Source organism: uncultured Dokdonia sp. (genome assembly GCF_937910895.1).
In the GTDB taxonomy this organism is placed as follows: Bacteria; Bacteroidota; Bacteroidia; order Flavobacteriales; family Flavobacteriaceae; genus Dokdonia.
Genome location: NZ_CALEMI010000009.1, coordinates 1 through 21,435, shown reverse-complemented (window position 1 = coordinate 21,435; position 21,435 = coordinate 1). Strand labels below are relative to the sequence as shown.

Genomic DNA, 21,435 nt, shown 5'->3' with positions numbered 1-21,435 from the left:
TGTATTCCTACAATTATATAGTCCTAGGTATATCAATATTGAAGTATTACAAATAGGCTTTTTAGAACACTATACGAAAGATGAAGTCATACGAATACAATTAAAACAAATTAAAGAAGAGATTTTTAAACTTGGAGATTAAGTATTGTAGAAAGAGTCGCATCTTAAATTCAGAAAATCAATAAGATATATAATCTTAAAGTAGCTTTACAGAAATTATATTATGGCGTATTCTCCCAGCTTTCTTGAAGGTCATATTGTAGATGTGCCTCTTATTGATGCCGTAGAACAAGAAAAGTTCAGCCTAAAAGCGCTTCCATTGGAAGCGTATTACTTGGACTATAATCACTATAGTTTACTTCAAAGTCCGTTTCGGAAATTTCCCTACTATACTGCTGCCAATATAGATGGAGGGTTATTCAAATCAATAAAACGGGAAACGCTTTTCTCTGGAAATGATACTTGGAAAAAAGATTCACGTATTCCAGAAGAACATCAACTAGGAGAGGAATTATATGGAGCAGCAGACAGTAATTTTGACAAAGGTCATTTGACCAAAAGAGAAGACGTACAATGGGGTAAGAATGAGAAAGCAGCCAAAAAAGCAGCTATTTCAACATTTTGTTATACCAATGCTGCACCGCAAGTAGATCGTTTAAATAGAGGCGTATGGAGACGTATAGAAGATTATATCCTACATCATGAAGTAGTCAAACAATTCCTTAAAATTTCCTTAATGACAGGCCCTTTATTATTAGATACAGATCCTGATTTTGTGACAGATATAGGAGAAGAAACCATCCAATTACCCACTTTATTTTATAAAGTGGTGTACTACATTCGTGAAGGAGAATTATATAGAACAGGATTTTTAACTAGTCAAAAGGGCTTATTACGACAGCGTAGCATTATAAAACCGCTGTTTAGAGGAGAGACTTTAGAATCCCATGATCTCTTTCATGGTTTTAAGGATGCGCAGACCTATCAAGTACGCGTATCGTTTATAGAAGGTCTAGGAAATTTAAAATTCCAAGAAGCTAACGAACTCTTTGTAGAAAACACTCCCGAAGAACTCATATTGGACGAAATTGATGTGCAATCTAAAGTTTTAGAAACCACACGAAGTCGATCACGCACTCGATCACCGTTACGAACAAACTTAGTATTATAATAGATGTTATTAAAGGGGGGCTCTGTTATTATGCTTTCGCGAAAGCGCATTTATTCTTTGTAAAAGTGTCAAGGATACAAAAATACTATCTGTTATCTTCTTCAAACATCATCCGTTTTTTCATGACCTTGAGAATTAAATACACAACCAAAGAAACCATTGCGGCATAAAACCAGAAAGACAATTCCACAGTAAAGGATAAGTTTTCTATCATATCACCGACTAAATCAAAAATCCAAAACAATAAGAAAACAGCACACAATCCATTCTTTTCCTTTTTAAGCACTTTTTTTATACTAAAGGGATAGCTAGGAGTGACATAATGCTTGAAAGAAGGAATGAAAGCAGGTACCTGAGCAGCCCAATCTAAATACGTTTTTCCAAATTTAGCGCGTAAAAAACTCTCTTCGGCATACATAATTCTCTCATAGTAAAATGCATAAAATAAAACAAAAGCAATTGAAAACCAGGTATTTTCTGTCAGCATAGCGACACCAAGCCACATAAAAAAATTTCCTAAATATAGTGGATGCCGCACCATCGAATAAATTCCTGTAGTATTTAATACTTCTGCAACTTGTCCTTTTTTTGTATTTCTTCCTGAAGTTTTTTAGGAGTGTGACCCACTGTAACAATTCGGATACATAAACCAAATAAACTAATTGCTAGACAAATAACTTCAAAATTTTCAGAGAGCCATTTTTCTGGGGCTTCAACTTCATTGTATTCTGTATGAATGAAGACAGTAATTCCTATTAGTAAAATGATGAGTGGTAAATAGCTTCTATTTTTAAATAAAAAATCTCCTTGTGTTTTTAATTCTTCTTGTAATGCCATAATTATTAAAATTTAAGTGTAAAACCAATCAGATGATTGCCTTCAAAATTTGAATACGTAAGTTCCATGTGTTCTTGTTGATATTCTGTTGTAAACAAAAGAGTACTTCCCAATCCAATTGTTGCTCCTGCTATTACGTCTAGTATATCGTGCTTCTTTGAATCTATTCGGCTTGCCGCGGTAAAACCAGCAAGTAGATATGCTGGAATACTATATGTAAACCCATAGCGTCTATGTACATATCCTGCACTATGAAAAGTAGTAGACGTGTGTCCTGAGGGAAAAGAATTATCATTACTCATATCTGGACGTTGTTTATTAATACTTAGCTTGAGACCGTAAGTGATAGCTTCGGTTACTAATAACCCTTTGGTAAATTGCCAAGCGCCTTCATTGTCTCCAATAAGCAATGATGTCCCTACGGTTGCAGCTGGAATTACAAAAAGTAAAACATCACCTATTTTTTGAGTGGTTCCAATTTCAGGTGGTGTTTCACTAGTATCTTGAGCATATATTTGTACTGTCGTAAAACTTAAAAAAAGACATACTCTTACGATTAAAAAGAAATGCGAAATAGGGTAATTCATAGTTCGTTTTGCGTTGATACACAAAAGAACGTACAAGTTTTAGATTAAATTTTAACGAAGTGGTACAGAACAATTTATCTGTACAAATCGTCTGTTTTACGTAAGACTTTTTTTGAATTGGGTAGGGGTTAATCCTTTGAATTTCTTGAAGATAGCGTTAAAAGAAGACTTGGAGTTAAAGCCGACATCAGTGGCAATAGCTAAGAGTGTAAAATGGTTATTCTGGTCGTTTTTTAATCGTTGCACAAATTCTTCCACTCGATACGTATTAATAAAATCTTGAAAATTGGTGTTCATGTGAATATTCAAAACTTCCGAAATATATTGTCGCGGAATATGTAGTTTTTCAGAAACATCATGGATTGATAACTTACCATTGAGATATAATTTGTCATCTTCCATAGCGGTTATTAAACTGCTTTTGTATTCTTCGATTAATGGTAGACTAAGATTAGAGTTTTTGTATTTAGAGACTTCAATTTTTGGTAAAATATCTTGTGTCTTGCTCAACAATTTATAGGCAATAAAATAGAATAAAAAAGCAACAATTAATAAATGATACGAGTTGAAATTTTGATCACTTGCTAATGGTAATTCATTAAACCCAAATGCTTTTAGAAGATCATTCAAAGAAGAAAATATAAATAATACAGCAATAGGGATTGCAAAATAAATAATCCAATGTTTCTTTTCTGTAGTGAAAATTGTATAAATAATTATTGATAAGTAAATAATAAAACTCAAGCCTACACTAATCTCTAAAATTTCAAGGAAAAGGCTTTCATCGAGTACATATATTTCGAGTCCTTCAATCAAAAAGTAGATGACATTAGGGATAAAAAACAAGAAATCTTTTTTATTAAACGCGTCTTTTTCATTTTTATAGTACCTAAAAAAAAGGAATAAAAACGTTATAAACAGCGAACTATCAAAAAGAAACCAATCTGCTTCTTGTACGAAGATGTTATTTTCATCATCTCCTGTAATGTAAAGCATTACCGAAAACAGACTTCCAAACAACAGCCAAAATGTGATCTTCTTATATTCTTTACGATTGATAAACAAAATAGAAAGAACAAAAAGCCCCTGTAGTAAGGCAATTATTTGGAGTGTTTGAAGCATTAAGGTCGTTTAGTATTTGCCAAGATAAATAATTTAACTCTTGTATGAATCACTCAAAAAGAAATATTTCCTTTTTATGACATCCTATCAAAAATTATCCTATCACTTTCTTTAAAAAAGTAAAGATTAATTCTTTTACAAAAGGGTGAGTATTTTTTCACAAACCCGATTCACGGATAACCAAAAAGGCACCCTTGATTTCTAATACTAATCCCTCCTTATTTATTCACTACCAATTGCTGTCCAACCCTCAAAGTACTCGTTTTCATAATAGCATTTTCATTACAAATTGCTGTGATAGAGGTTTGGTATTTATTGGCAATTTTAGAAAGCGTATCTCCTTTTTTGACTATATATATTTTCTTCTGCTGTATTTCGTTTAAAATAGCTTCGTCATAGGTTGTTGCAATGACAATAGACGTTTGTCTATTAGAACTATGTAAATAGGGAGTAACCCATTTTTTGTTGATCCAAATCTCTTGATTTCGGATGCTGTTTTCTTCGGTAAAGTCAAAGAGATATTCAGGATTGATATACACGCCTTTGTAACTAACAATAAGATGTAAATGGCTGCCTGTAGAATTTCCTGTATTTCCACCTTTTCCGATTACAGTTCCTTTTTTGATGACATCGTTTACTTTGACCGTTTGCTTAGAAAGATGCCCATATACAGTTTCTAAACCGTTATCGTGCCTCACAACGACAGCTTTCCCTAATCCAGGAAAGGTTCTTACAGCGCGTACTTTACCATCTAGCATCACCATCACATCATCACCAGTGACTAAGTCTATATCAATGCCTTTATGTGCCCTCCGATTACGCCATCCATAGCGAGAAGTGACTACTTTTTTATGGGCTACTGGAGAAGCATAGGTGGTATCTGTAAAGGTAATCCCAAAAGGATAGGTTTGTCTATATTCATCATAAGGATTAAAATTGATGGTATCCCAATGCTGTGTCATAAAGACGTGGGGTAAGCTATCCTTAGTTTGCTTTTGAATGATGGTTTGTATTGTTTCCGCTTGTGCGTTTAGGGAAATAGAATCAAGCTTTAAAAAGCCTTGGTCAATCATTTGACTATATCCTTGATAGGAACTTATACAAAGGATACATAAAAGAATACGTTTCATAAAAATAATTAAAATAGGGATATAACAAGTTTTGGTTTATACAACGATAGATACGTAACGTAAAAATGTTTGGATTATGATATTTTTTATTTTTCGAGATATTTGAGAGGATTTATACTTTTTTTATGATATTTTAATTCATAATGGAGGTGCGGTCCTGAAGATTTTCCAGTCATACCTACATATCCTATCACATCTCCTTTTTTTACAGATTGTCCTGTTGATACCGTAAAGGCTTTTAAATGAGCATACCACGTTTCATAATTATTTAGATGTTGGATTTTAATAAGATTGCCCCATGCATCTTGATTTTTAGCAAGTGTAACTTTTCCGTTGGCAGTGGCAACAATAGGAGTACCTATAGCAGCTTTGATATCTATTCCTGTGTGAAGTTTTGTTTTTTTAGTTGTTGGATCTTTTATATCTGCATTAAAAAAAGCCGTAATCTGTTGCGTTGAACTTCCTTCAATAGGAAAAGCAAACGTAGGCGTGATCTCTGTGTGTTCTATGATCTTTACAACATCTTCTAAAATAGGGTGTTCAGTTATTGGTTTTGTAAATGCAATGAAGCACAATGCACATAGCGGAACTATTAGAAAATAAGTAAGTTTCGAACTGTAATGAGATGTCTTTCTGGTCATCATGTGTATACGTTTTTTGAGGATGGGTGTATTAAAATAGTTATAGAGTTGATTAGGTCTCTTTATTTCTAAGCTTTGTGCAATTAATTGTAAATAGTCAGACGTTTTTATCTGTTCTCTAAGTACATATTGATCTGCTTGATATTCGTGAATAGATTTCAAGGATTTTCTATATAAATATACAAGCGGATTCCACCAAAAGAAAGTGATATACATTTCTACAAGTAAGATATCTACCGTATGCCATAATTTGCTATGTGCTTTCTCGTGTATAAGAATAAGAGGGTCATAGGTCATTTTTTTGGGAATAAATATCCAGTGGAAATACGAGAAAATATCAGTAACAGGCGCTTCATAAAGTACTTGATCATCTCTCTTAATTGAAGTTGCCAGTTTTTTAATACACAATAAACGATACATACTCATAAAAAATCGAAGTAAGCAAATGCCAACTCCTAAAAAATAAATACTATAGACAAGAACCATATAATCAAAAGAAGTTGGTTTCAAATGTTGATCTCTAGGTGTTACAGTAGGAATTGTGCTAATTGCGCTTATTTGTTCAAATAATTGTGGAATTTCTCGGATAGAGTACATCATAGGAGGTGTTATGCTTGTAAGCAAGGGTATACCTATTGATAAAAGAAGTATCGCTAGTAAAACACCTCTGTTGATGACATGGAAAGTTAGTTTACTAAATACCAGTCGATACAGGATGTATAACACCGAAAAAACAATCGTGGCTTGGAAAAGATATTCGAACATATTAATTGTCATTTTCTTTTAAACGTTCTATTTTTTCTTCAATCATACGCTTCATCTTTTCCAATTCGGTAAGATTCATCTCTTCTCCTTCAGTAAAAGATAAAGCAAATGTACTCACTGAACCACTAAAGAAATTTCCAATCACATCTTTGATATGTCCTTTAAAATAAGCTTGTTTAGTAATTGTAGGGGAGTACTGTCTTATTTTTCCGAAAGTGTCAAATTTTAAAAACTCTTTTTTGACCAACACTCTTACCACTGTAGAGATGGTGGTATATGCAGGTCTTGGTTCTGGAAATGCATCTACAATATCTTTGAGAAATGCTTTTTCCAACCTCCATACATATTGCATGACTTGTTCTTCTGCCTTTGTAAGTTCTTTCATAACGCAAATATATATTTTTTTTGAGATATGACTATAAATATAGTTATATGACTATATTTATAGTCGTTAAAGCCATAAGTGTCTTATTTGTAGAGCATAAAAGAGTGTTAAAGCTTTCTGAAAAGAAGAGTAGTTATATGATTTTTCTGAATTATTTTTTTATACGCTTTCGCGAAAGCATATAAAAGTAGCACCTATTTTCATGAAAATGGTATGTATTTAAAAAATTTGTAACCTTTTTGAAAGTCGTCTTGTCAAATACATGTGAATTCGCAATAATCTAGTTACTCACATTTTAAAATTTAAAAAGATGATTACACATTTCAAATACATACAACATTATATATGCTTACTTTTTTTGATAGTTAGTACACTCTGTACAGCTCAAAACACAACATATTTTAAAGTTCCAGATGGTCAAACCATTTCCTCTCAAGGACTTGATAGCCATATTAAAAAAGCAATGGACTCTATCAAAATCCCTGGATTATCCATAGCCATTGTAAATCAGGATAAGATTGTATATTATAATACTTTTGGCTTGACAAGCCTTAAGACAAATGAACCTGTTACAAAACAGACTATTTTTGAAGCAGCATCATTATCCAAACCATTATTTGCTTATTTCATAATGAAGATGATAGAAGAAGGCGAACTAGGTCTAGATACCCCTATTTATCAATATCTGGAATCTATTTTTCCAAAAGGCGCTATAGTTCCAGAATCTTTTGAAGCTTATCAAACGCTAACTCCTCGTATCATTTTATCCCACGGATCTGGAATTGATAATTGGGTAAAAAACGAACCTATAAAGATTGCTTTTACACCTGGTACCGATTTTTCCTATTCCGGAGAAGCCTATCAACATCTAGCTGCAGCTTTTGGAACAAAACTAGGAATAGGATGGGGAAGTAAATTGGATTCTCTTTTTCTGAGAGAAGCAGCACATCCTATCGGAATGGATAGAAGTTTTTATACATGGAACGATGTATTGGAAAACAATGTCGCTATAGGGCACACAGATGGGAAAGTGACTACAGAAATGCATAGAGATAAAAACGTAGGATCAGGATATAGTCTACAAAGCGATGCAGAAGATTATGCACGATTTTTAATTGAAATGATGTATCCAAAAAACATCACGAACTCTACACGAGATCTCATGCTTACAACGCATAACCAATTTAAACCAGATAATAAACTATTAAAAGAAACAGGACAAACAGGCTGGGGACTCGGATTTGCTCAAAAACCAACACCGCATGGCTTGATGCATTTACACACAGGAAATAATCACGATTTCCAAGCATACACAATGTTCATTCCAGATCAGAAATATGGATTTGTTATGTTTGCGAATTCAAATAACCTATTTCTATTGTTAGAAAAAATAGAAGAATTATTAGGAACACATTTTTAAGATAAAATATATGAAAGAATTAAACGAATTTTTAGGATTTAGCATCATCATTATAGCCATTTTACTCATTGTATTTATCATCGCTCGATATACCTATTTAGTAAAAAAAATGATGATTGAGAAAGGCATGCACTTAGAACATAAAGCTAATAAATTCAAATACTTAGATATAGGATGTATTGTATTTGGACTAGGAATAGGATTGTTTGTTTCTTCCATATTTACAACCATGGATTTATTAGAAGACACCATGGATTTATTGGTATGGGGAACCATTTTAATATTTGGAGCAGCTGGATTAATTGTAGCCCATTTTATAAGAAAAAAACTTGAAAAATAATCCAACACATAAGGATTACGAGTTAATCAAGAAAGCGATAGAGGGAGATATATCTGCGTTTAGACAATTGGTCTATTTGCATAAAGATGTGTCGCTCTCTTTGGCGGTTTCTATTGTGAAAGATATTGCACTTGCTGAAGATATACTTCAAGATGTATTTATTAAAGTATACCATAAGTTAAATTCCTTTACCTATAAATCTGCATTTACAACTTGGCTGTACCGAATTGTGGTCAATACAAGTTACAATGAACTGAAAAAGAAAAAAAAGCATTTATCTCTTGATTTGCCACAAGAATCTTTTTTACTACCTCCTACAGTGGATACCTCTATCAATGAAGCAGACCAAAAGAAATATATTCAGCTAGCTTTACAACGCTTAAAACCAGACGAATCATTAGTATTACGCCTTTTCTATTTATGTGAACTCTCTATTAAAGAGATAGAAGAAATTACAAACTTTAAAATTTCAAAAATTAAAGTACTATTACACAGAGGGAGAAGCAGTATACACTTTGAATTAAAACAATTATTAAGGGACGATTTAAAACATTTATTATGAAAGAAGAATCACTCAAAAAAATCATGCAGAATAGTACTGTAGAGACTTCAGAAGATTTTATAAATAATCTTATGAATGCTATTGAAGTGTCTAAAGAACAACAGAAAATACCCTTTTGGAATTCATTTAGGTTTATACTTGTGACGTCCTCTGTTTTTATGATTCTAGCTACAGGAATACTCTTTAAACTTCTGGATCAAAGCAGTTCTTTTTTAAGCATACTAAAAAATATCCCTAAAATTCCTGTGTTTAGTATTATTACAATACTACTTTTTTATACCATAAACAGTATAATAAGAGTACGCGAACTCTCTAAAAATACACACACTTTGTAAATTTATATTCGTGGTATACTCATCTCAAAATCAAATAGATTCTTAGTGTCATAGGTTGTTTTTACTTCACGTAATCGTTTGAAATTTTGTTTATAATACATCGTCAAAAGATGTATACGTCCAGCTTCAGTTTCTGGATGAGGAACCAATGATTGATCTATAAAATTAATAAAAGCACCTTCTATATGGGGTAGTATGTTTGTTCTAAAATCTTTTATCCATTCTATATAAGCTTTATTACGTGTTTCATTGGTAAATGCATTACCAGCATCATCCCACCAGCATTGTATTTGTAACAAGTAAGGCTTTGTTGGGAATGCAAAAACACGTTGCTCTGGTTGGTGAGTCACTGCACCGCCTAAACAATGAAAACTCATATATCGATTGACATCTGAATAAAAACACGTATGTCCTAAATATTCATAAATAGCATCCACAAGCTGATGATGCTCTTGATCTGATATTGCTTTAGGAAAACCAGAAGTCACTTTGTGAGGATGTGGACGATCACAAGTAGAAGCTGGTGCATCAGGAAGTATACGATAATTTCGATCTCCACAAGATGCCGTAGGAGGCATATCGCTTATATGTCCTGTAGGATTTACGAACTCAGAAATAACACTTTGATGCTTTGAAAGTGAAAATGTTTGTTGTTGTGTTGCCAAGGCTTTTTCACCTATTTGGTGATGATGTTTTTCTTGAAGTGATACAAAACCAATTTCCTCAGGAATTAAATCTCCAAAATGTTTTCTTAATAATAAGAGTAAATCAGCTTTTGAGCCATAAAAAAGTCCCCCCATACGCGTATGCACAGCACTTACGTGACTCTTAGGAAGAATAGTATCTTTAGGATCGGCAGTCATCATACCACAAGCAGTTGATAATGCTGGATCTAACCCAGTAAGATCTGCATGAAGAACAGTCCATATTTTCATCACTTTTACAGCATTTTGACCATTTTCCCATAGTAATGAAAAAGAAGTTGTAACATCTCCAAGTGATGATAATTTAAATTTAAACTTTGTCACTACACCAAAATTTCCACCGCCACCGCCTTTGAGAGCCCAAAATAAGTCAGGTAAGTTAGTAGGAGAGGGATAGGCAATAGTACCATCGGCGAGTACGATTTCACACTCCAAAACAGAATCACACGTCATCCCATATTTCCTAATAGAAAGTCCCCATCCACCACCTTGTGTTAGCCCGCCTACATTTACAGATTGACAACCACCTCCAGGAATAACCTGACCACGTTCTTCTAGTTCTTCGTATACCTTTCCTAATTGTTTTCCTACTGGAATCCAAGCACAGTCCTGATCTATATAGTGAATAGTATCCATCTCTGATAGATCAATGATAAGAAGATCATTACCAGAAGACATTCCTTCGTGTTGATGTCCTCCAGATCGAACTCTAAAAGGAAAACTATGTTCTCTACAAAAACCTAGGCATATCTGTACGTGATGGGCAGTTTTACAATAAGCAATGATTTCGGGTTTATGGCCAAATCGTGTATTAGAAATCACACGCGCATATTGATATAAAGCATCTTCTTTGTCAATAATCTTAAGATCATTAGGAGCATTACGTATAAAGTCTTGAATATCTTGTGTCATAAAAAATAGTGCTTGAAAAGATTCATAATTCAATGTAAGATGTAAGATATAAAATGTAAAAATTTATGAACCAGATTTTTAAATAAAAAATATCACCTGCTATAATTTTTAAGAAAGTTTATGCTTTCGCGAAAGCGTAGGCAAAAGATATACTGTTATTTTTGCATAAAAGATGTCTAACCGTATTTGTGCTTTTAACTTTAAAGCATTCTATAAAATAGTAGTAATACAACGAATGAAAATTTTTAGTTTTTTTTTAATATGCATGATCACTTCATTCAGTAGTGTAGGGCAAACCATATTTAAGAATACGAATAAAATCTTATCAGAAAGATGGCTTATACACGATGATAGCACTCAACTTCTCAAAGTGATGCCTTACAAACCCGTATATATATTATTTGCAAATTATACAACGGATATTAATAAACGCCCTACAAGTCCAAATCCTGAAAATACAGTACCTACTGCCACTGATTTTTATAATACAGAATTTAAATTTCAACTCAGTTTTAAATCTAGAGTGGCTAAAAAAATATTTGGAAATCAAATAGGAGGAGACCTTTGGGTTGGATACACGCAATCGTCTCGATGGCAATTGTATAGTGCCAGTATCTCACGTCCTTTTAGAGAAACCAATTATGAACCAGAGTTGATGCTTGTTTTCCCGACACCTTATAAGATTTTTGGTTTTGATGGTGTTCTAAGCGGGATAGGGATAAATCATCAGAGCAATGGGAAATCTGATCCTTTTTCAAGAAGCTGGAATCGAGTAGTTTTACAATTTGGTTGGGAACGCCCATCTTGGAGTGTTGTGCTACGACCTTGGTGGCGATTACCAGAAGACGATATAGACGATAGTAACCCTGATATCCAAGATTTCATAGGTCGTGGAGAACTTTTATCTACCTTTTCAAAAGGAAGACACGATCTTAGTGTAGTAGCCAAACACTCACTTCGTGGCGGAAGTAAAAACCGAGGGAGCGTCCGGTTAGATTATGCTTTTAAAATATTGGATAATCTGCAAATACTCGCACAAGTATTTCATGGCTATGGCGAAAATCTCATTGATTATAATCACAAACAAACCACTTTTGGGGTAGGGATTTCGATTATCCAATGGTAAGCATCTTTTACGTTGACTTCGTATAACCACCTGATGTGCTTAATCGCTAGCGATAGAGTCTTTCAAAGTGTCAAAAAAATGTAAAAGAAATGTCAACCCATCAGATAAGTCAAGAATTTACGTGTTATTTGCAAGCATGACGATGAAAAGAAAAAATAGCTTTGCATGGGCAGCTTTGGTTGTTTTCATTTTTATGACTTGGATAGTATTCAAACCAAGTCAGGAAGAAGAAAATTTTCCAGAAAGGGTTAAAATCTCTTTGCGGGAAGTGGGCAACCAGTTATTACTGGCAAATCAAGATAGCACCTCTTTAGTGCTTCCTGTGGTCGCATTAAACCCATCGTTGTATGAACTTTCCTTTGAGCGTCCGCTGTCTATTACACCTAATGATATTGTAGGAATTGTAAAAACAGCTTTTAAAAAAGCCGATCTTCCAGAGCAATATCTCATTGAGGTGATTCAATGTGAAGATCAAGAAGTGGCATATAGCTATGGAATTTTAAATCACATAGAAAAAGATATCATTCCGTGTGCCAATAGGGTTTTACCAGAAAATTGCTTTACGATCAAAGCACAATTTACAGGAAAACCAGTTCCGTTCATAAGTAAGCAACAGCTTTTAGGACTTCTACTCATTCTCTTTTTTGTGCTCTTGATTCTAGCTTTTTGTGATAGATTCTTGGTACGCTTTCGCGAAAGCAAAAAAAATAATACCTCCTCTCAAGCAACAGCCCATAGTTTTATCGGGATGTTTGCTTTTTATCCAGAACAAAACAAATTAGTAAAAGAAGCTGTAGAGATTGGACTTTCTAAAAAGGAATGTGAATTGTTAGCCATTTTTGTAGCACAACCCAATCAAATCATTAAGCGTGATGAATTGACCAAAAGAGTCTGGGAAGATAATGGTGTGATTGTAGGTCGAAGTCTGGATACCTATATCTCAAAACTTCGTAAAAAACTAAAAGAAGATACGTCTATTAAAATTACCAATGTACACGGAGTAGGGTATAAGCTAGAGATGGATACTTAATAACTTCTTACTCTTAAATTCTTAATTATACTGAGTTATTGAATATTTAAAATTCGTATCTATCTAGTAACTAGAGGTATAGTATATTTATGAAAATCCTACTTTAATTTAGTCTACCTTTACGAGATTAATTATTTAGACAGCTTCCGTTTTTAATTTCTTACAACGTTAATCAGTACTTTGCTTTCTTTATCTTTTTAATAGACGAATCTCAGCTTTCACAGGTTGTCTCGTCAAAATCTTCATTGCAACGGTATGTAAATTAAAAAGTGAAAACACTTTTTAAATACACAGCATTTGTTGTTTTTGAAGTAGTAAAAATTAAATAAAAAATAACAGTATCGATCCTTTAAAGTTTTCTAGAGATATAGATCATGATTTTTCAAAAACATTACGAAGCAGAGTAAACACTTATTTTAAAACCCATAATAAGAGTCGAAATGCCAATTCAAGTATGGTTATCAAAACCGTATGTATGTTGACCTTATTCTTTGTCCCACTACTTACACTTGCATCAGGTATCGTGACGCCGGTTTGGCTCCTCTTTGCACTCTACATCCTTAGTGGATTGGGAATGGCAGGAATAGGGATGGGCGTAATGCATGACGCGATCCATGGCTCGTATTCAAAAAATAAAAAAATCAATACGCTTTTAGGCTACACGTTTAATCTAATAGGCGCTAATGCAACGGTGTGGAAAATACAGCATAATGTATTGCATCATACCTACACAAATATTGAAGCGGCAGATGATGATCTCAATGCTCCTTTTTTCTTACGATTTTCTCCACACGCCAAGCATTATTGGTTACATCAGTATCAACATATCTACATCTGGTTTTTCTACGGGATATCAACCCTATCATGGATTACTACCAAAGATTTTGTGCGTTTAAAACGCTATAGAGATATGGGATTTTTAGACAAGAAAGGAGAATATAATAAGACACTTTTAAGTATGATCGCTTGGAAGTTGTTTTACTATTCCTATGCCATTGTGCTTCCTATGATCATGTTACCTCACTCTTGGTGGTTGATTTTATTAGCATTTTTATCTATGCATTTTGTAACAGGAATGCTAGTGAGCATTGTTTTTCAAATAGCACATATTATGCCTGTGAATGAGTTTCCGCTTCCCGACGAGCAAGGTATCATGCATAGTAATTGGTATGGGCATCAATTTGCCACTACTAGTAATTTCTCTCCTAAGAGTACGCTTTTATTTTGGTTGATAGGCGGGTTGAATTATCAAGTAGAACATCACGTGTTACCAGATGTATGTCATGTGCATTATAAAGACCTAACAAAAATTGTATCAGAAACCGCTCGTGAATATGGAATGCCGTATCACGTTAAAAAATCGGTTATACATGCGATTTATGATCATACAAAAATGTTGAAAATGTTAGGAAAAAAGCAACCAGTAAATGCCGTAAGCATGGCTTAAAAAAGCTTTAAATTTTAATTAAAACTAAGAATTCATGTTAAAACAATTCATACATAAATTAATAACAACTAACAAAGTAAATAAGATGAAAGAGGGTACAGTAAAATTTTTTAATAATGCGAAAGGATTTGGATTTATAAATGTAAAAGATTCTGATGAGGATATCTTTGTACATTCTACAAACCTAATAGATGATATTAAAGAAAACGATCAAGTAACATTTGACGTAGAACAAGGTGAGAAAGGCTTAAGCGCTGTAAAAGTTCGTTTGGCTTAATATACCTAACACAAATAACACCATGAAAGAGATCGTCTAAAACATTTTAGGCGGTCTTTTATATTTTGAACCTTTTGGTTATTTCAGTTTTAAAATTAGTCGTGTCCGACTAAGACATAAGACCGCTTCGCTTTTAGACATAAGACGTAAGACTCATTGTTAATCATTTGAATACTAGCTGTAAAAAAATATGTTTTCTTTACCTCTGCCTAAATCACTAATATCAAGGAAAAGCAAGGTATATTCATTGAAAAGCCTGTGTAATACCCACTATATATAGCCTTAACAAATTTATATGAATTTTAATCGGACACCAATGTTTTAAAATTAGTTATTGAGTTATTTGTTAAGAGTTGAAAGTAACAAATCTGACTGAAGATCAGTCTTTTAGATAGCCTCGTTTGTGTTACTATTTTCTAGAATGCGTATGACCGATAAAAGTAGGGGATACGCTAGAAAAAATATATAATGATTTCTTTGATTTCAGATATCCAATTACCTCCAAAGAAAGAAATCATTACATACAAAACATTTAGAATTGTAAGAAGGCTTTAAATTCAATAGCATCAGAGATTGCGTGATCTTTAGCTTTGTTGTTATAGGTAATTCCCCAAAGCGTACGATCAATTTTGAAGTGAGCGATCATCGTTTTTTTAATTCCATCAACATCTGCATAAAACTTGATGTTCTTTGTAATTCCTTTGATGGTGAGGTCTGCATATATTTCGTGGGTATTGGTATTTGGAAAATATTCAACAGACGTTAGGACGAGTTTGGCTTCTGGAAATTTTGCAACATCAAAAAAGTCGGTGTCTTTTAAATGTTTTACAGGGCCACGTTTAAGTGTATAATCTTCATTGGTGATAGAGTTCATATCTATCAAAAAGGAGCCTCCTGTAATGCGCTCGTCTATTGTAGCTATTTCACCATTTTTAAAATAGACTTCACCATGGTGTTCGCTAATCTTAAAGGTATAAAAGCCTTTCCAGTGAAGCACACTTTTTTTAAGATCTAATACATGGGTATCTTTCGTTTGACTAGCAACCATTGTACTAGTAAGAATCATAAGGGTCATCAATAGTTTTTGCATCGTGATTTATTATTTGAGATAAAACTAGATCAGTACGCTTACAAAAGTGTCAAACCCATGTAAAAGAAGTGTCAACCAGATGTAAAAGTTTTTGTTGACATAAGGTGTGATGCTTTTATATGCTTTCGCGAAAGCGTGTAAAACCCAATAAGAACTAAGCTTTTGATCGTTTTTTCATTCCAAAAAGAAAACGAGTGAATTTAAATGGATAAACCACGAATCTATAGATACTGACGATGATAACAAAAGACGTAATCGCTAAAACGGAAAGTTTTACAGGGATATTCCAAGATTGCTGTAGGATGTAGTAGCCTATGATAATAAGTACTGTCTGATGTAATATATAAAATGGGTAGATCGCCTCATTCAATTTAGTTAACAGGATACTTGGTTTTGACAACCATACTTGCCCATATCCTAATAAAGTAATAATCACCGTCCAACTTACCAATGCACTGACTCCATACCAGATATTCCATCGCGTAGGAATATCCCAATAGGTTGCTGCGATGTCATTTGGTAACAGATAGTACCCATAAAAAACGATGATAGCAATACCTGAGAACATAAGATTCGTTTTTCTATATTTTTTAAGCGAACTCCAGAGGTTTGAAGTGCCCGCTAGTACAATACCTGCGATAAAGAAATAGCCGTAAAATAAGGTTGTTGAAAGGTTGGTAATGGCGGTATTATCTTCAGGATAGTATTTTTTTGATACGATCTTCAATATTATAAGAGGAATCACAAAAGCGACCATTCCTAATCGTTTGGAACAGAAGGTTGCTATAGTCGTTTTGAACAAAACTGATTTGGAAGATTTTATAAACAAAATAAAAGGAATGCAAAGTACAGATAGATAAAATAGGTTTTCAATAAACCAGAGATGATTTACTTCTATGTAGTTTAGAGTATTTTTATAGAATTCAAGAAAAGAAGAATAGGATGTAATATGTTCTATATACGTTTGCGGTGGTACAATAATAAACACACCAAAAATCAACGGAATTAATAGTCTCGAAGCCCGTTCTTTTACAAATTGTATCCAATTACGTTTAGAAAATGCAAATACGGTTCCTGTCCCAGACACAATAAATAATAGTGGGAGTCTAAATTGTTCAAAAAATACCATGATATCGTCTAGTAATTTACTAGATGTTTCATTCATAATATGAAAATCATCTCCGTTAAAAGGCATTCCTATATGATGTAAAAACACCAGAAAGATGGAGATTACACGCCACCAATCGAGATCATAACGTCTTTGTATTATTTGCATACTATATTATTAATGACGTAAAACTCGGCTTTTTTAATAGATAATACTACCAAATATGAGTTAATGGCGGTTAAAAGTCGGGAGAATGACAGGTATTTTCAGAAGAGGAAATAAATTGCATATTTAATAAGTTATTGAAAATAAGAGACTTGAATCTAATTATTAATTTATTTTTGTTAATTTTTAAAAATAATAGATTTAATTAGTTGTATATCAAATTAATGACATCACCTTTGCAAACTAATAAGTATTATAAATTTTAATTACATTACAATGAACAAAGGAACAGTAAAATTCTTCAACGAGACTAAAGGTTTTGGATTTATCACTGAAGAAGGTGCAAACAAAGATCATTTTGTGCACATCTCTGGATTAGTAGACGAAATTCGTGAAGGCGATGAAGTTGAATTCGATCTACAAGAAGGAAACAAAGGTTTGAACGCAGTAAACGTAAAAGTTATCTAATACATATACTTTCAAGTTTAATAAAAAGCTCAATCGCAAGATTGGGCTTTTTTGTTGTACAATACGCAAAGCTTATTCATTTAAAAGGAGTAATTTCGCGCCAAAATAGAACACCTGATTATGAAACGCATACACGAGTACAAAAAATTATTTGGAGTAGAAAAAGAAATTGATCTAAAAGAACTCAAGAAAAGCTATAGAAACTTAGTAAAAGAGTGGCATCCAGATAAATTCCAAGAAGGAGACGCATTACAACAAGAGGCTGAAGAACAAAGCCGAAAAATTATTGATGGATACCATTTCTTAGTAAGTATGGCTCCAGAAACCAAAGAAAAAGAATTGCCAGCATATACAGAAACTATTACAAATGCTGGGATTGCAGATTATCATCATAAAGGATTATTACTAGAAATCACCTTTACAGACGGAACCACCTATGAGTATTTTGGAGTGACCAAGCCTGTGTACATCAAAATGGTAAACGCTGGTAATCTGAATCGTTTCGCAAAACGTAGTATTTATCCTAAGTACACCTATCGTAAGTCAAAACGACATTTACAAGAAGTATAAGCATCCACTTTTTTAGGCTCCTGCCTATCGGACAGGTAGGTTCGCGAAAGCGAAATCAATAAGCATCACAACAAAACAATCCTAGTATGGCAACTTCATTTTCTACTTTAGGCGTTATTGCTCCTTTAGAAATGGCATTAACAACGCTCAAAATCACTGCTCCTACAGATATCCAACAAAAAGCAATCCCTGAGTTGCTAACATCAAAAAAGGACGTTGTTGCGCTTGCCAAAACGGGATCTGGTAAAACAGTCGCTTTTGGCGTGCCCTTATTGCAGTTAATAGACCGTACCAATCCAACCATACAAGCTGTTATTTTGGTTCCTACACGAGAATTAGGACAACAAATACATGCAAACATAACCGACTTTGCTGCAGAAATGCCTGAAGTAACGGCTGCTGTCATTTGTGGAGGTGTGCCTATTAAACCACAGATAGAGCGTCTCAAGCAGCCTACTCAAATTATAGTCGCTACGCCAGGACGTCTCATTGATTTAATGAAGCGTGAAGCCATTAATATTCAAAATGCAAATTACCTTGTTCTGGATGAAGCAGATGAGATGGTCACTTCACTCAAAGACGGACTCGATACGATTGTAGCAGCAATGCCTAATAATCGTAGAACCTTTTTGTTTTCGGCGACGATGCCAGGGGCGATTAAGCAGTTAGTACAAAATTACATGTCTAAAAACCCGATCCAAATTGAGGCAGATATGGAAACTATAGGACATCAAGGGATTATACACGAATATGTGGTGGTGGAGCCTATTGAGAAGCTAGACGTTTTGATGCATTTCTTAAACATACGCATCGGGGAACGTGGGATTATATTTTGTAAAACCAAAGCTGCTGTCAACAAACTTGCAAAAAACTTAGCCATCCATAAATTCTCATCGGGTGCGTTACACGGAAGTCTAAGTCAGCCGATACGTGATCGTATGATGGGACAGTTTAGAGAAGGTCATATTGATATTTTAGTCGCTACAGACCTTGCTGCACGCGGGATTGATGTCAAAGAGATTACCTATGTAGTCAATTATCACTTGCCAGAATTTTACGATATGTACGTACACAGAAGCGGACGTACGGCTAGGGCAGGAGCGACCGGATATGCGCTGACCATTTTACAACAGGAAGAAGTAAAGGAGATTCCTGAGTTTGAAAAGGAATTAGGTATTTCTTTTTCCGCTTTCGCGAAAGCGAACCCACAACAACTAGAAGATAATAATACTTTATTATGGGCTAAGAAAATCTTTAAAACCAAACCAAACAGAGACATCAGTCCAGAATTGAAAGAAAAAATACACACTGTTTTTCATCACCTGACAAAAGAGGAGTTGATTGACAAACTGTTAGCTCATAAGATTTCTTCATAATTCAATGTGAAAGACTTACTTTAAAATCTAAAAAAGTAACTCTTTTTTTCAATCATACAAAAGGCTTTCGAAATCTCGAAAGCCTTTTGTATTTGTTAAATATGTGAGTTAATAAACGTTGAATCTCAGTTATTCTAAAATGAGTTTTTTAGTCACCTGAAATGTGTTTCCTTTAATTTTTAAGAATAAGATTCCTTTTTTCACCGAATTAGGGAGTTTAACCTTATTTTCTTGAGGTGATAGTGACTGGCTATGTACCACCTGACCATTAATATCAAGGATGCGTAGCTGTATTTCTCCTAGTACATCAGCAGGAAGTTGAATAGAGAAATTCCTTTCAACACTCGGATTAGGATATACTTGTACAAGCAAATCGGTTGTTTGATTTTGAGCTGAATTTCGCGTATCAAAGAGTTCAAAACTCCACTTTTGATTGTCACTACCGTTTCTTTGTAATTGTACAATTCTAGCTCCGTTACCGGTTTGCTCATTTGCAATGCCTAATGCCTTACCGCTATTTACAGAAATGATGTTGAAATAACCATCAACTAGATACTCTATACGCCATTTTTGGTTATTACTTCCAAAATAATCCCATTGTTGTATTTCTGTATTATTGATATCAGATCCGCCTACTACATCCATCACTTTAGCGCTACTTACAGCAGTTATTTTATAAAGTTCTGTTCCCACACTTTCTAAGATCCATTTTTGATTATCAGATTGAAACGAGTCCCATTGCTGTATTCTAGCTCCATTGTCTAATGAATTACCTTCTACATCGCAGACCTTTCCACTATTTTTATTGGTGATAATATAGGTTCCACCTAGAACAATTTCTCCTTCTGGAGGATTACTGGGCGCGATAAATTGAAACCAATTAAGATTACCTATACCAGCACCTCCTTTAAATACTAGGTACAGATCATACATGCCGCTACTACTAGTTGTACTTGCTGTTCGTGTTTCCCAAATCTGATAGCCACCAGTGTTTCCAACGTCTATGGTTGAGATTAATGTTCCTGTTGGGTTATTGAGTCTAAACTCTATGGTACCGCCTGTAAAATCAGCATTTGAGGCAATTCTCGCAATGAGACTCGCTGCACCATTTCCAAAGTCCACGTTTTCAAATAAAAGATAGTCATCTGTATCTGTAAAGCCTACATTCTGGCCACCTCCTATATCTGCTGTATCTTCTATTTGTATGCCTTCAGAATCGTTAAAATCTTCTGCTTCTATTTGACGAAATGCATATATGGTAATCAATCTTGGTACATCACTTATGATAGCAGAATAAGGTCCTTCTCCTACTGCATTTATAGCTTTTACTCTATAATAATAACGGGTTTCAGTGGTTAAACCACTATCCATATATGAGTTGGTTTGTATGTTTGAAGCTACGGTTGTAAAAGGGCCATTTTCAGACGTAGCTCTTTGTAACTCGTATGAAGTTGCTTCAATGGTCTCATCCCACTCTAGTAAAAGTTCATTTTCATCTGGTGTTGTCTTTACATTTATAGGTGCTAATGGTATTTGTTGAACAAAATTACCTTCCCATGTAAAAGTAGCAGCGGTTCTTGCTGGCATGGTATAGGTAAATGATTTCCCAGACCAATTTACTGTGATATCTTTATCTTCCCCAAACTTATTATAGGCTAATAATACCTTCTGTCCATTAGGATTACTAAACACCACATTGTCAATTCCTGAGTTGTTGGACGCTATTCTTACAGCATCAGTCTCTAGAAATCGTGAGAGTTGTGCAATAATGTAATAGGATACATTGCGTATATATCGTCTTCTACTTTTGACAGTGATGGCTCCTAAACACTCTTCACAACCTCCTTCAGTTCTAGGAAAAGAGTTA

General features: G+C 34.0%; 23 protein-coding genes. 12 read left to right on the top strand and 11 right to left on the bottom strand.

Annotation, left to right across the window (positions count from 1 at the left end; genetic code table 11):
- Positions 1-223: 223 nt before the first annotated feature.
- Positions 224-1,171 carry a DNA/RNA non-specific endonuclease gene (locus Q0505_RS00600; RefSeq protein WP_299207603.1) on the top strand — a complete coding sequence of 316 codons (948 nt, stop codon included), beginning with the start codon at positions 224-226 and terminating at the stop codon, positions 1,169-1,171.
- Between the two features lie 85 nt (positions 1,172-1,256).
- On the opposite strand, the gene Q0505_RS00595 is transcribed toward Q0505_RS00600, so the two are convergent.
- The 7 genes from Q0505_RS00595 to Q0505_RS00565 form a co-directional block, all read right to left on the bottom strand.
- The gene (locus Q0505_RS00595; protein WP_299207600.1) at positions 1,257-1,712 is read right to left on the bottom strand and encodes an isoprenylcysteine carboxylmethyltransferase family protein; all 456 of its coding nucleotides are present in this window, start codon (positions 1,710-1,712) and stop codon (positions 1,257-1,259) included.
- Positions 1,713-1,732: 20 nt separating this feature from the next.
- Positions 1,733-2,008: a hypothetical protein gene (locus Q0505_RS00590; protein WP_299207596.1), complete on the bottom strand. Its 276-nt coding sequence runs from the start codon at positions 2,006-2,008 to the stop codon at positions 1,733-1,735.
- A 5-nt stretch (positions 2,009-2,013) separates the two neighbouring features.
- Positions 2,014-2,595, bottom strand: coding sequence for a phosphatase PAP2 family protein (locus tag Q0505_RS00585; RefSeq protein ID WP_299207593.1), 582 nt, complete (start codon positions 2,593-2,595; stop codon positions 2,014-2,016).
- 96 nt (positions 2,596-2,691) lie between these two features.
- A complete protein-coding gene (locus Q0505_RS00580) occupies positions 2,692-3,717 on the bottom strand; it encodes a helix-turn-helix domain-containing protein (RefSeq protein ID WP_299207591.1) in 1,026 nt (341 codons plus the stop codon).
- A gap of 218 nt (positions 3,718-3,935) precedes the next feature.
- A complete protein-coding gene (locus Q0505_RS00575) occupies positions 3,936-4,847 on the bottom strand; it encodes a peptidoglycan DD-metalloendopeptidase family protein (protein ID WP_299207588.1) in 912 nt (303 codons plus the stop codon).
- An 86-nt stretch (positions 4,848-4,933) separates the two neighbouring features.
- A complete protein-coding gene (locus tag Q0505_RS00570; RefSeq protein ID WP_299207585.1) occupies positions 4,934-6,253 on the bottom strand; it encodes a M23/M56 family metallopeptidase in 1,320 nt (439 codons plus the stop codon).
- A gap of 1 nt (position 6,254) precedes the next feature.
- A complete protein-coding gene (locus Q0505_RS00565) occupies positions 6,255-6,638 on the bottom strand; it encodes a BlaI/MecI/CopY family transcriptional regulator (RefSeq protein ID WP_299207582.1) in 384 nt (127 codons plus the stop codon).
- A gap of 310 nt (positions 6,639-6,948) precedes the next feature.
- Between Q0505_RS00565 and Q0505_RS00560 the strand changes: the two genes are divergently transcribed.
- The 4 genes from Q0505_RS00560 to Q0505_RS00545 are packed head-to-tail and all read left to right on the top strand — an operon-like array spanning position 6,949 to position 9,295.
- Positions 6,949-8,058 (top strand): serine hydrolase domain-containing protein, encoded by a 1,110-nt coding sequence (locus Q0505_RS00560; RefSeq protein WP_299207580.1) that lies wholly within the window; start codon positions 6,949-6,951, stop codon positions 8,056-8,058.
- Positions 8,059-8,068: 10 nt separating this feature from the next.
- Complete coding sequence (locus Q0505_RS00555; RefSeq protein ID WP_299207577.1) at positions 8,069-8,398, top strand: DUF6249 domain-containing protein; 330 nt, start codon at positions 8,069-8,071, stop codon at positions 8,396-8,398.
- Positions 8,388-8,960: an RNA polymerase sigma factor gene (locus Q0505_RS00550; protein ID WP_299207574.1), complete on the top strand. Its 573-nt coding sequence runs from the start codon at positions 8,388-8,390 to the stop codon at positions 8,958-8,960. The genes Q0505_RS00555 and Q0505_RS00550 overlap by 11 nt, the downstream gene beginning before the upstream one ends.
- The gene (locus tag Q0505_RS00545) at positions 8,957-9,295 is read left to right on the top strand and encodes a hypothetical protein (protein WP_299207571.1); all 339 of its coding nucleotides are present in this window, start codon (positions 8,957-8,959) and stop codon (positions 9,293-9,295) included. The genes Q0505_RS00550 and Q0505_RS00545 overlap by 4 nt, the downstream gene beginning before the upstream one ends.
- 2 nt (positions 9,296-9,297) lie before the next feature.
- Here Q0505_RS00545 and Q0505_RS00540 read toward each other — a convergent pair whose 3' ends face one another.
- Positions 9,298-10,911 carry an FAD-dependent oxidoreductase gene (locus Q0505_RS00540; RefSeq protein WP_299207568.1) on the bottom strand — a complete coding sequence of 538 codons (1,614 nt, stop codon included), beginning with the start codon at positions 10,909-10,911 and terminating at the stop codon, positions 9,298-9,300.
- A gap of 265 nt (positions 10,912-11,176) precedes the next feature.
- On the opposite strand from Q0505_RS00540, the gene Q0505_RS00535 reads away from it, so the two are divergent.
- The 4 genes from Q0505_RS00535 (at position 11,177) to Q0505_RS00520 (ending at position 14,791) form a co-directional block, all read left to right on the top strand.
- Positions 11,177-12,037 (top strand): phospholipase A, encoded by an 861-nt coding sequence (locus Q0505_RS00535; RefSeq protein ID WP_299207565.1) that lies wholly within the window; start codon positions 11,177-11,179, stop codon positions 12,035-12,037.
- Between the two features lie 142 nt (positions 12,038-12,179).
- Positions 12,180-13,067, top strand: coding sequence for a winged helix-turn-helix domain-containing protein (locus Q0505_RS00530; RefSeq protein ID WP_299207562.1), 888 nt, complete (start codon positions 12,180-12,182; stop codon positions 13,065-13,067).
- 475 nt (positions 13,068-13,542) lie between these two features.
- Entirely contained in the window at positions 13,543-14,514 is a 972-nt protein-coding gene (locus Q0505_RS00525) for an acyl-CoA desaturase (protein ID WP_299207559.1), read from the top strand.
- A gap of 34 nt (positions 14,515-14,548) precedes the next feature.
- On the top strand, positions 14,549-14,791 hold the full coding sequence (locus Q0505_RS00520; protein WP_366519355.1) for a cold shock domain-containing protein: 243 nt from the start codon (positions 14,549-14,551) through the stop codon (positions 14,789-14,791).
- A 532-nt stretch (positions 14,792-15,323) separates the two neighbouring features.
- Here the strand turns inward: Q0505_RS00520 and Q0505_RS00515 are convergent.
- Together Q0505_RS00515 and Q0505_RS00510 are read right to left on the bottom strand one after the other, a co-directional pair.
- Complete coding sequence (locus Q0505_RS00515) at positions 15,324-15,881, bottom strand: YceI family protein (RefSeq protein ID WP_299207556.1); 558 nt, start codon at positions 15,879-15,881, stop codon at positions 15,324-15,326.
- A gap of 154 nt (positions 15,882-16,035) precedes the next feature.
- A complete protein-coding gene (locus Q0505_RS00510) occupies positions 16,036-17,157 on the bottom strand; it encodes an acyltransferase (protein WP_299207553.1) in 1,122 nt (373 codons plus the stop codon).
- A 273-nt stretch (positions 17,158-17,430) separates the two neighbouring features.
- Here Q0505_RS00510 and Q0505_RS00505 point away from each other — a divergent pair, with 273 nt between their 5' ends.
- From Q0505_RS00505 to Q0505_RS00495, 3 genes are all read left to right on the top strand, one after another.
- Entirely contained in the window at positions 17,431-17,622 is a 192-nt protein-coding gene (locus tag Q0505_RS00505) for a cold-shock protein (protein ID WP_299207550.1), read from the top strand.
- Positions 17,623-17,742: 120 nt separating this feature from the next.
- Positions 17,743-18,192 carry a KTSC domain-containing protein gene (locus Q0505_RS00500; protein WP_299207547.1) on the top strand — a complete coding sequence of 150 codons (450 nt, stop codon included), beginning with the start codon at positions 17,743-17,745 and terminating at the stop codon, positions 18,190-18,192.
- Between the two features lie 86 nt (positions 18,193-18,278).
- Positions 18,279-19,568, top strand: a complete 1,290-nt coding sequence (locus Q0505_RS00495) for a DEAD/DEAH box helicase (RefSeq protein WP_299207544.1) — start codon at positions 18,279-18,281, stop codon at positions 19,566-19,568.
- Positions 19,569-19,697: 129 nt separating this feature from the next.
- On the opposite strand, the gene Q0505_RS00490 is transcribed toward Q0505_RS00495, so the two are convergent.
- On the bottom strand, positions 19,698-21,435 hold a 1,738-nt coding region (locus tag Q0505_RS00490), incomplete at its 5' end, for an RICIN domain-containing protein (protein ID WP_299207541.1).

Excerpts from the sequence above, each read along its gene's own strand:
- Q0505_RS00590 (WP_299207596.1), bottom strand. The coding sequence starts at position 2,008 with ATGGCATTACAAGAAGAATTAAAAACACAAGGAGATTTTTTATTTAAA.
- Q0505_RS00560 (WP_299207580.1), top strand. The coding sequence starts at position 6,949 with ATGATTACACATTTCAAATACATACAACATTATATATGCTTACTTTTT.
- Q0505_RS00500 (WP_299207547.1), top strand. The coding sequence starts at position 17,743 with ATGAAACGCATACACGAGTACAAAAAATTATTTGGAGTAGAAAAAGAA.
- Q0505_RS00595 (WP_299207600.1), bottom strand. The coding sequence starts at position 1,712 with ATGGTGCGGCATCCACTATATTTAGGAAATTTTTTTATGTGGCTTGGT.
- Q0505_RS00535 (WP_299207565.1), top strand. The coding sequence starts at position 11,177 with ATGATCACTTCATTCAGTAGTGTAGGGCAAACCATATTTAAGAATACG.
- Q0505_RS00565 (WP_299207582.1), bottom strand. The coding sequence starts at position 6,638 with ATGAAAGAACTTACAAAGGCAGAAGAACAAGTCATGCAATATGTATGG.
- Q0505_RS00495 (WP_299207544.1), top strand. The coding sequence starts at position 18,279 with ATGGCAACTTCATTTTCTACTTTAGGCGTTATTGCTCCTTTAGAAATG.
- Q0505_RS00540 (WP_299207568.1), bottom strand. The coding sequence starts at position 10,911 with ATGACACAAGATATTCAAGACTTTATACGTAATGCTCCTAATGATCTT.
- Q0505_RS00515 (WP_299207556.1), bottom strand. The coding sequence starts at position 15,881 with ATGCAAAAACTATTGATGACCCTTATGATTCTTACTAGTACAATGGTT.
- Q0505_RS00505 (WP_299207550.1), top strand. The coding sequence starts at position 17,431 with ATGAACAAAGGAACAGTAAAATTCTTCAACGAGACTAAAGGTTTTGGA.
- Q0505_RS00510 (WP_299207553.1), bottom strand. The coding sequence starts at position 17,157 with ATGCAAATAATACAAAGACGTTATGATCTCGATTGGTGGCGTGTAATC.
- Q0505_RS00525 (WP_299207559.1), top strand. The coding sequence starts at position 13,543 with ATGTTGACCTTATTCTTTGTCCCACTACTTACACTTGCATCAGGTATC.
- Q0505_RS00580 (WP_299207591.1), bottom strand. The coding sequence starts at position 3,717 with ATGCTTCAAACACTCCAAATAATTGCCTTACTACAGGGGCTTTTTGTT.
- Q0505_RS00555 (WP_299207577.1), top strand. The coding sequence starts at position 8,069 with ATGAAAGAATTAAACGAATTTTTAGGATTTAGCATCATCATTATAGCC.
- Q0505_RS00545 (WP_299207571.1), top strand. The coding sequence starts at position 8,957 with ATGAAAGAAGAATCACTCAAAAAAATCATGCAGAATAGTACTGTAGAG.
- Q0505_RS00575 (WP_299207588.1), bottom strand. The coding sequence starts at position 4,847 with ATGAAACGTATTCTTTTATGTATCCTTTGTATAAGTTCCTATCAAGGA.
- Q0505_RS00530 (WP_299207562.1), top strand. The coding sequence starts at position 12,180 with ATGAAAAGAAAAAATAGCTTTGCATGGGCAGCTTTGGTTGTTTTCATT.
- Q0505_RS00570 (WP_299207585.1), bottom strand. The coding sequence starts at position 6,253 with ATGTTCGAATATCTTTTCCAAGCCACGATTGTTTTTTCGGTGTTATAC.
- Q0505_RS00520 (WP_366519355.1), top strand. The coding sequence starts at position 14,549 with ATGTTAAAACAATTCATACATAAATTAATAACAACTAACAAAGTAAAT.
- Q0505_RS00600 (WP_299207603.1), top strand. The coding sequence starts at position 224 with ATGGCGTATTCTCCCAGCTTTCTTGAAGGTCATATTGTAGATGTGCCT.
- Q0505_RS00585 (WP_299207593.1), bottom strand. The coding sequence starts at position 2,595 with ATGAATTACCCTATTTCGCATTTCTTTTTAATCGTAAGAGTATGTCTT.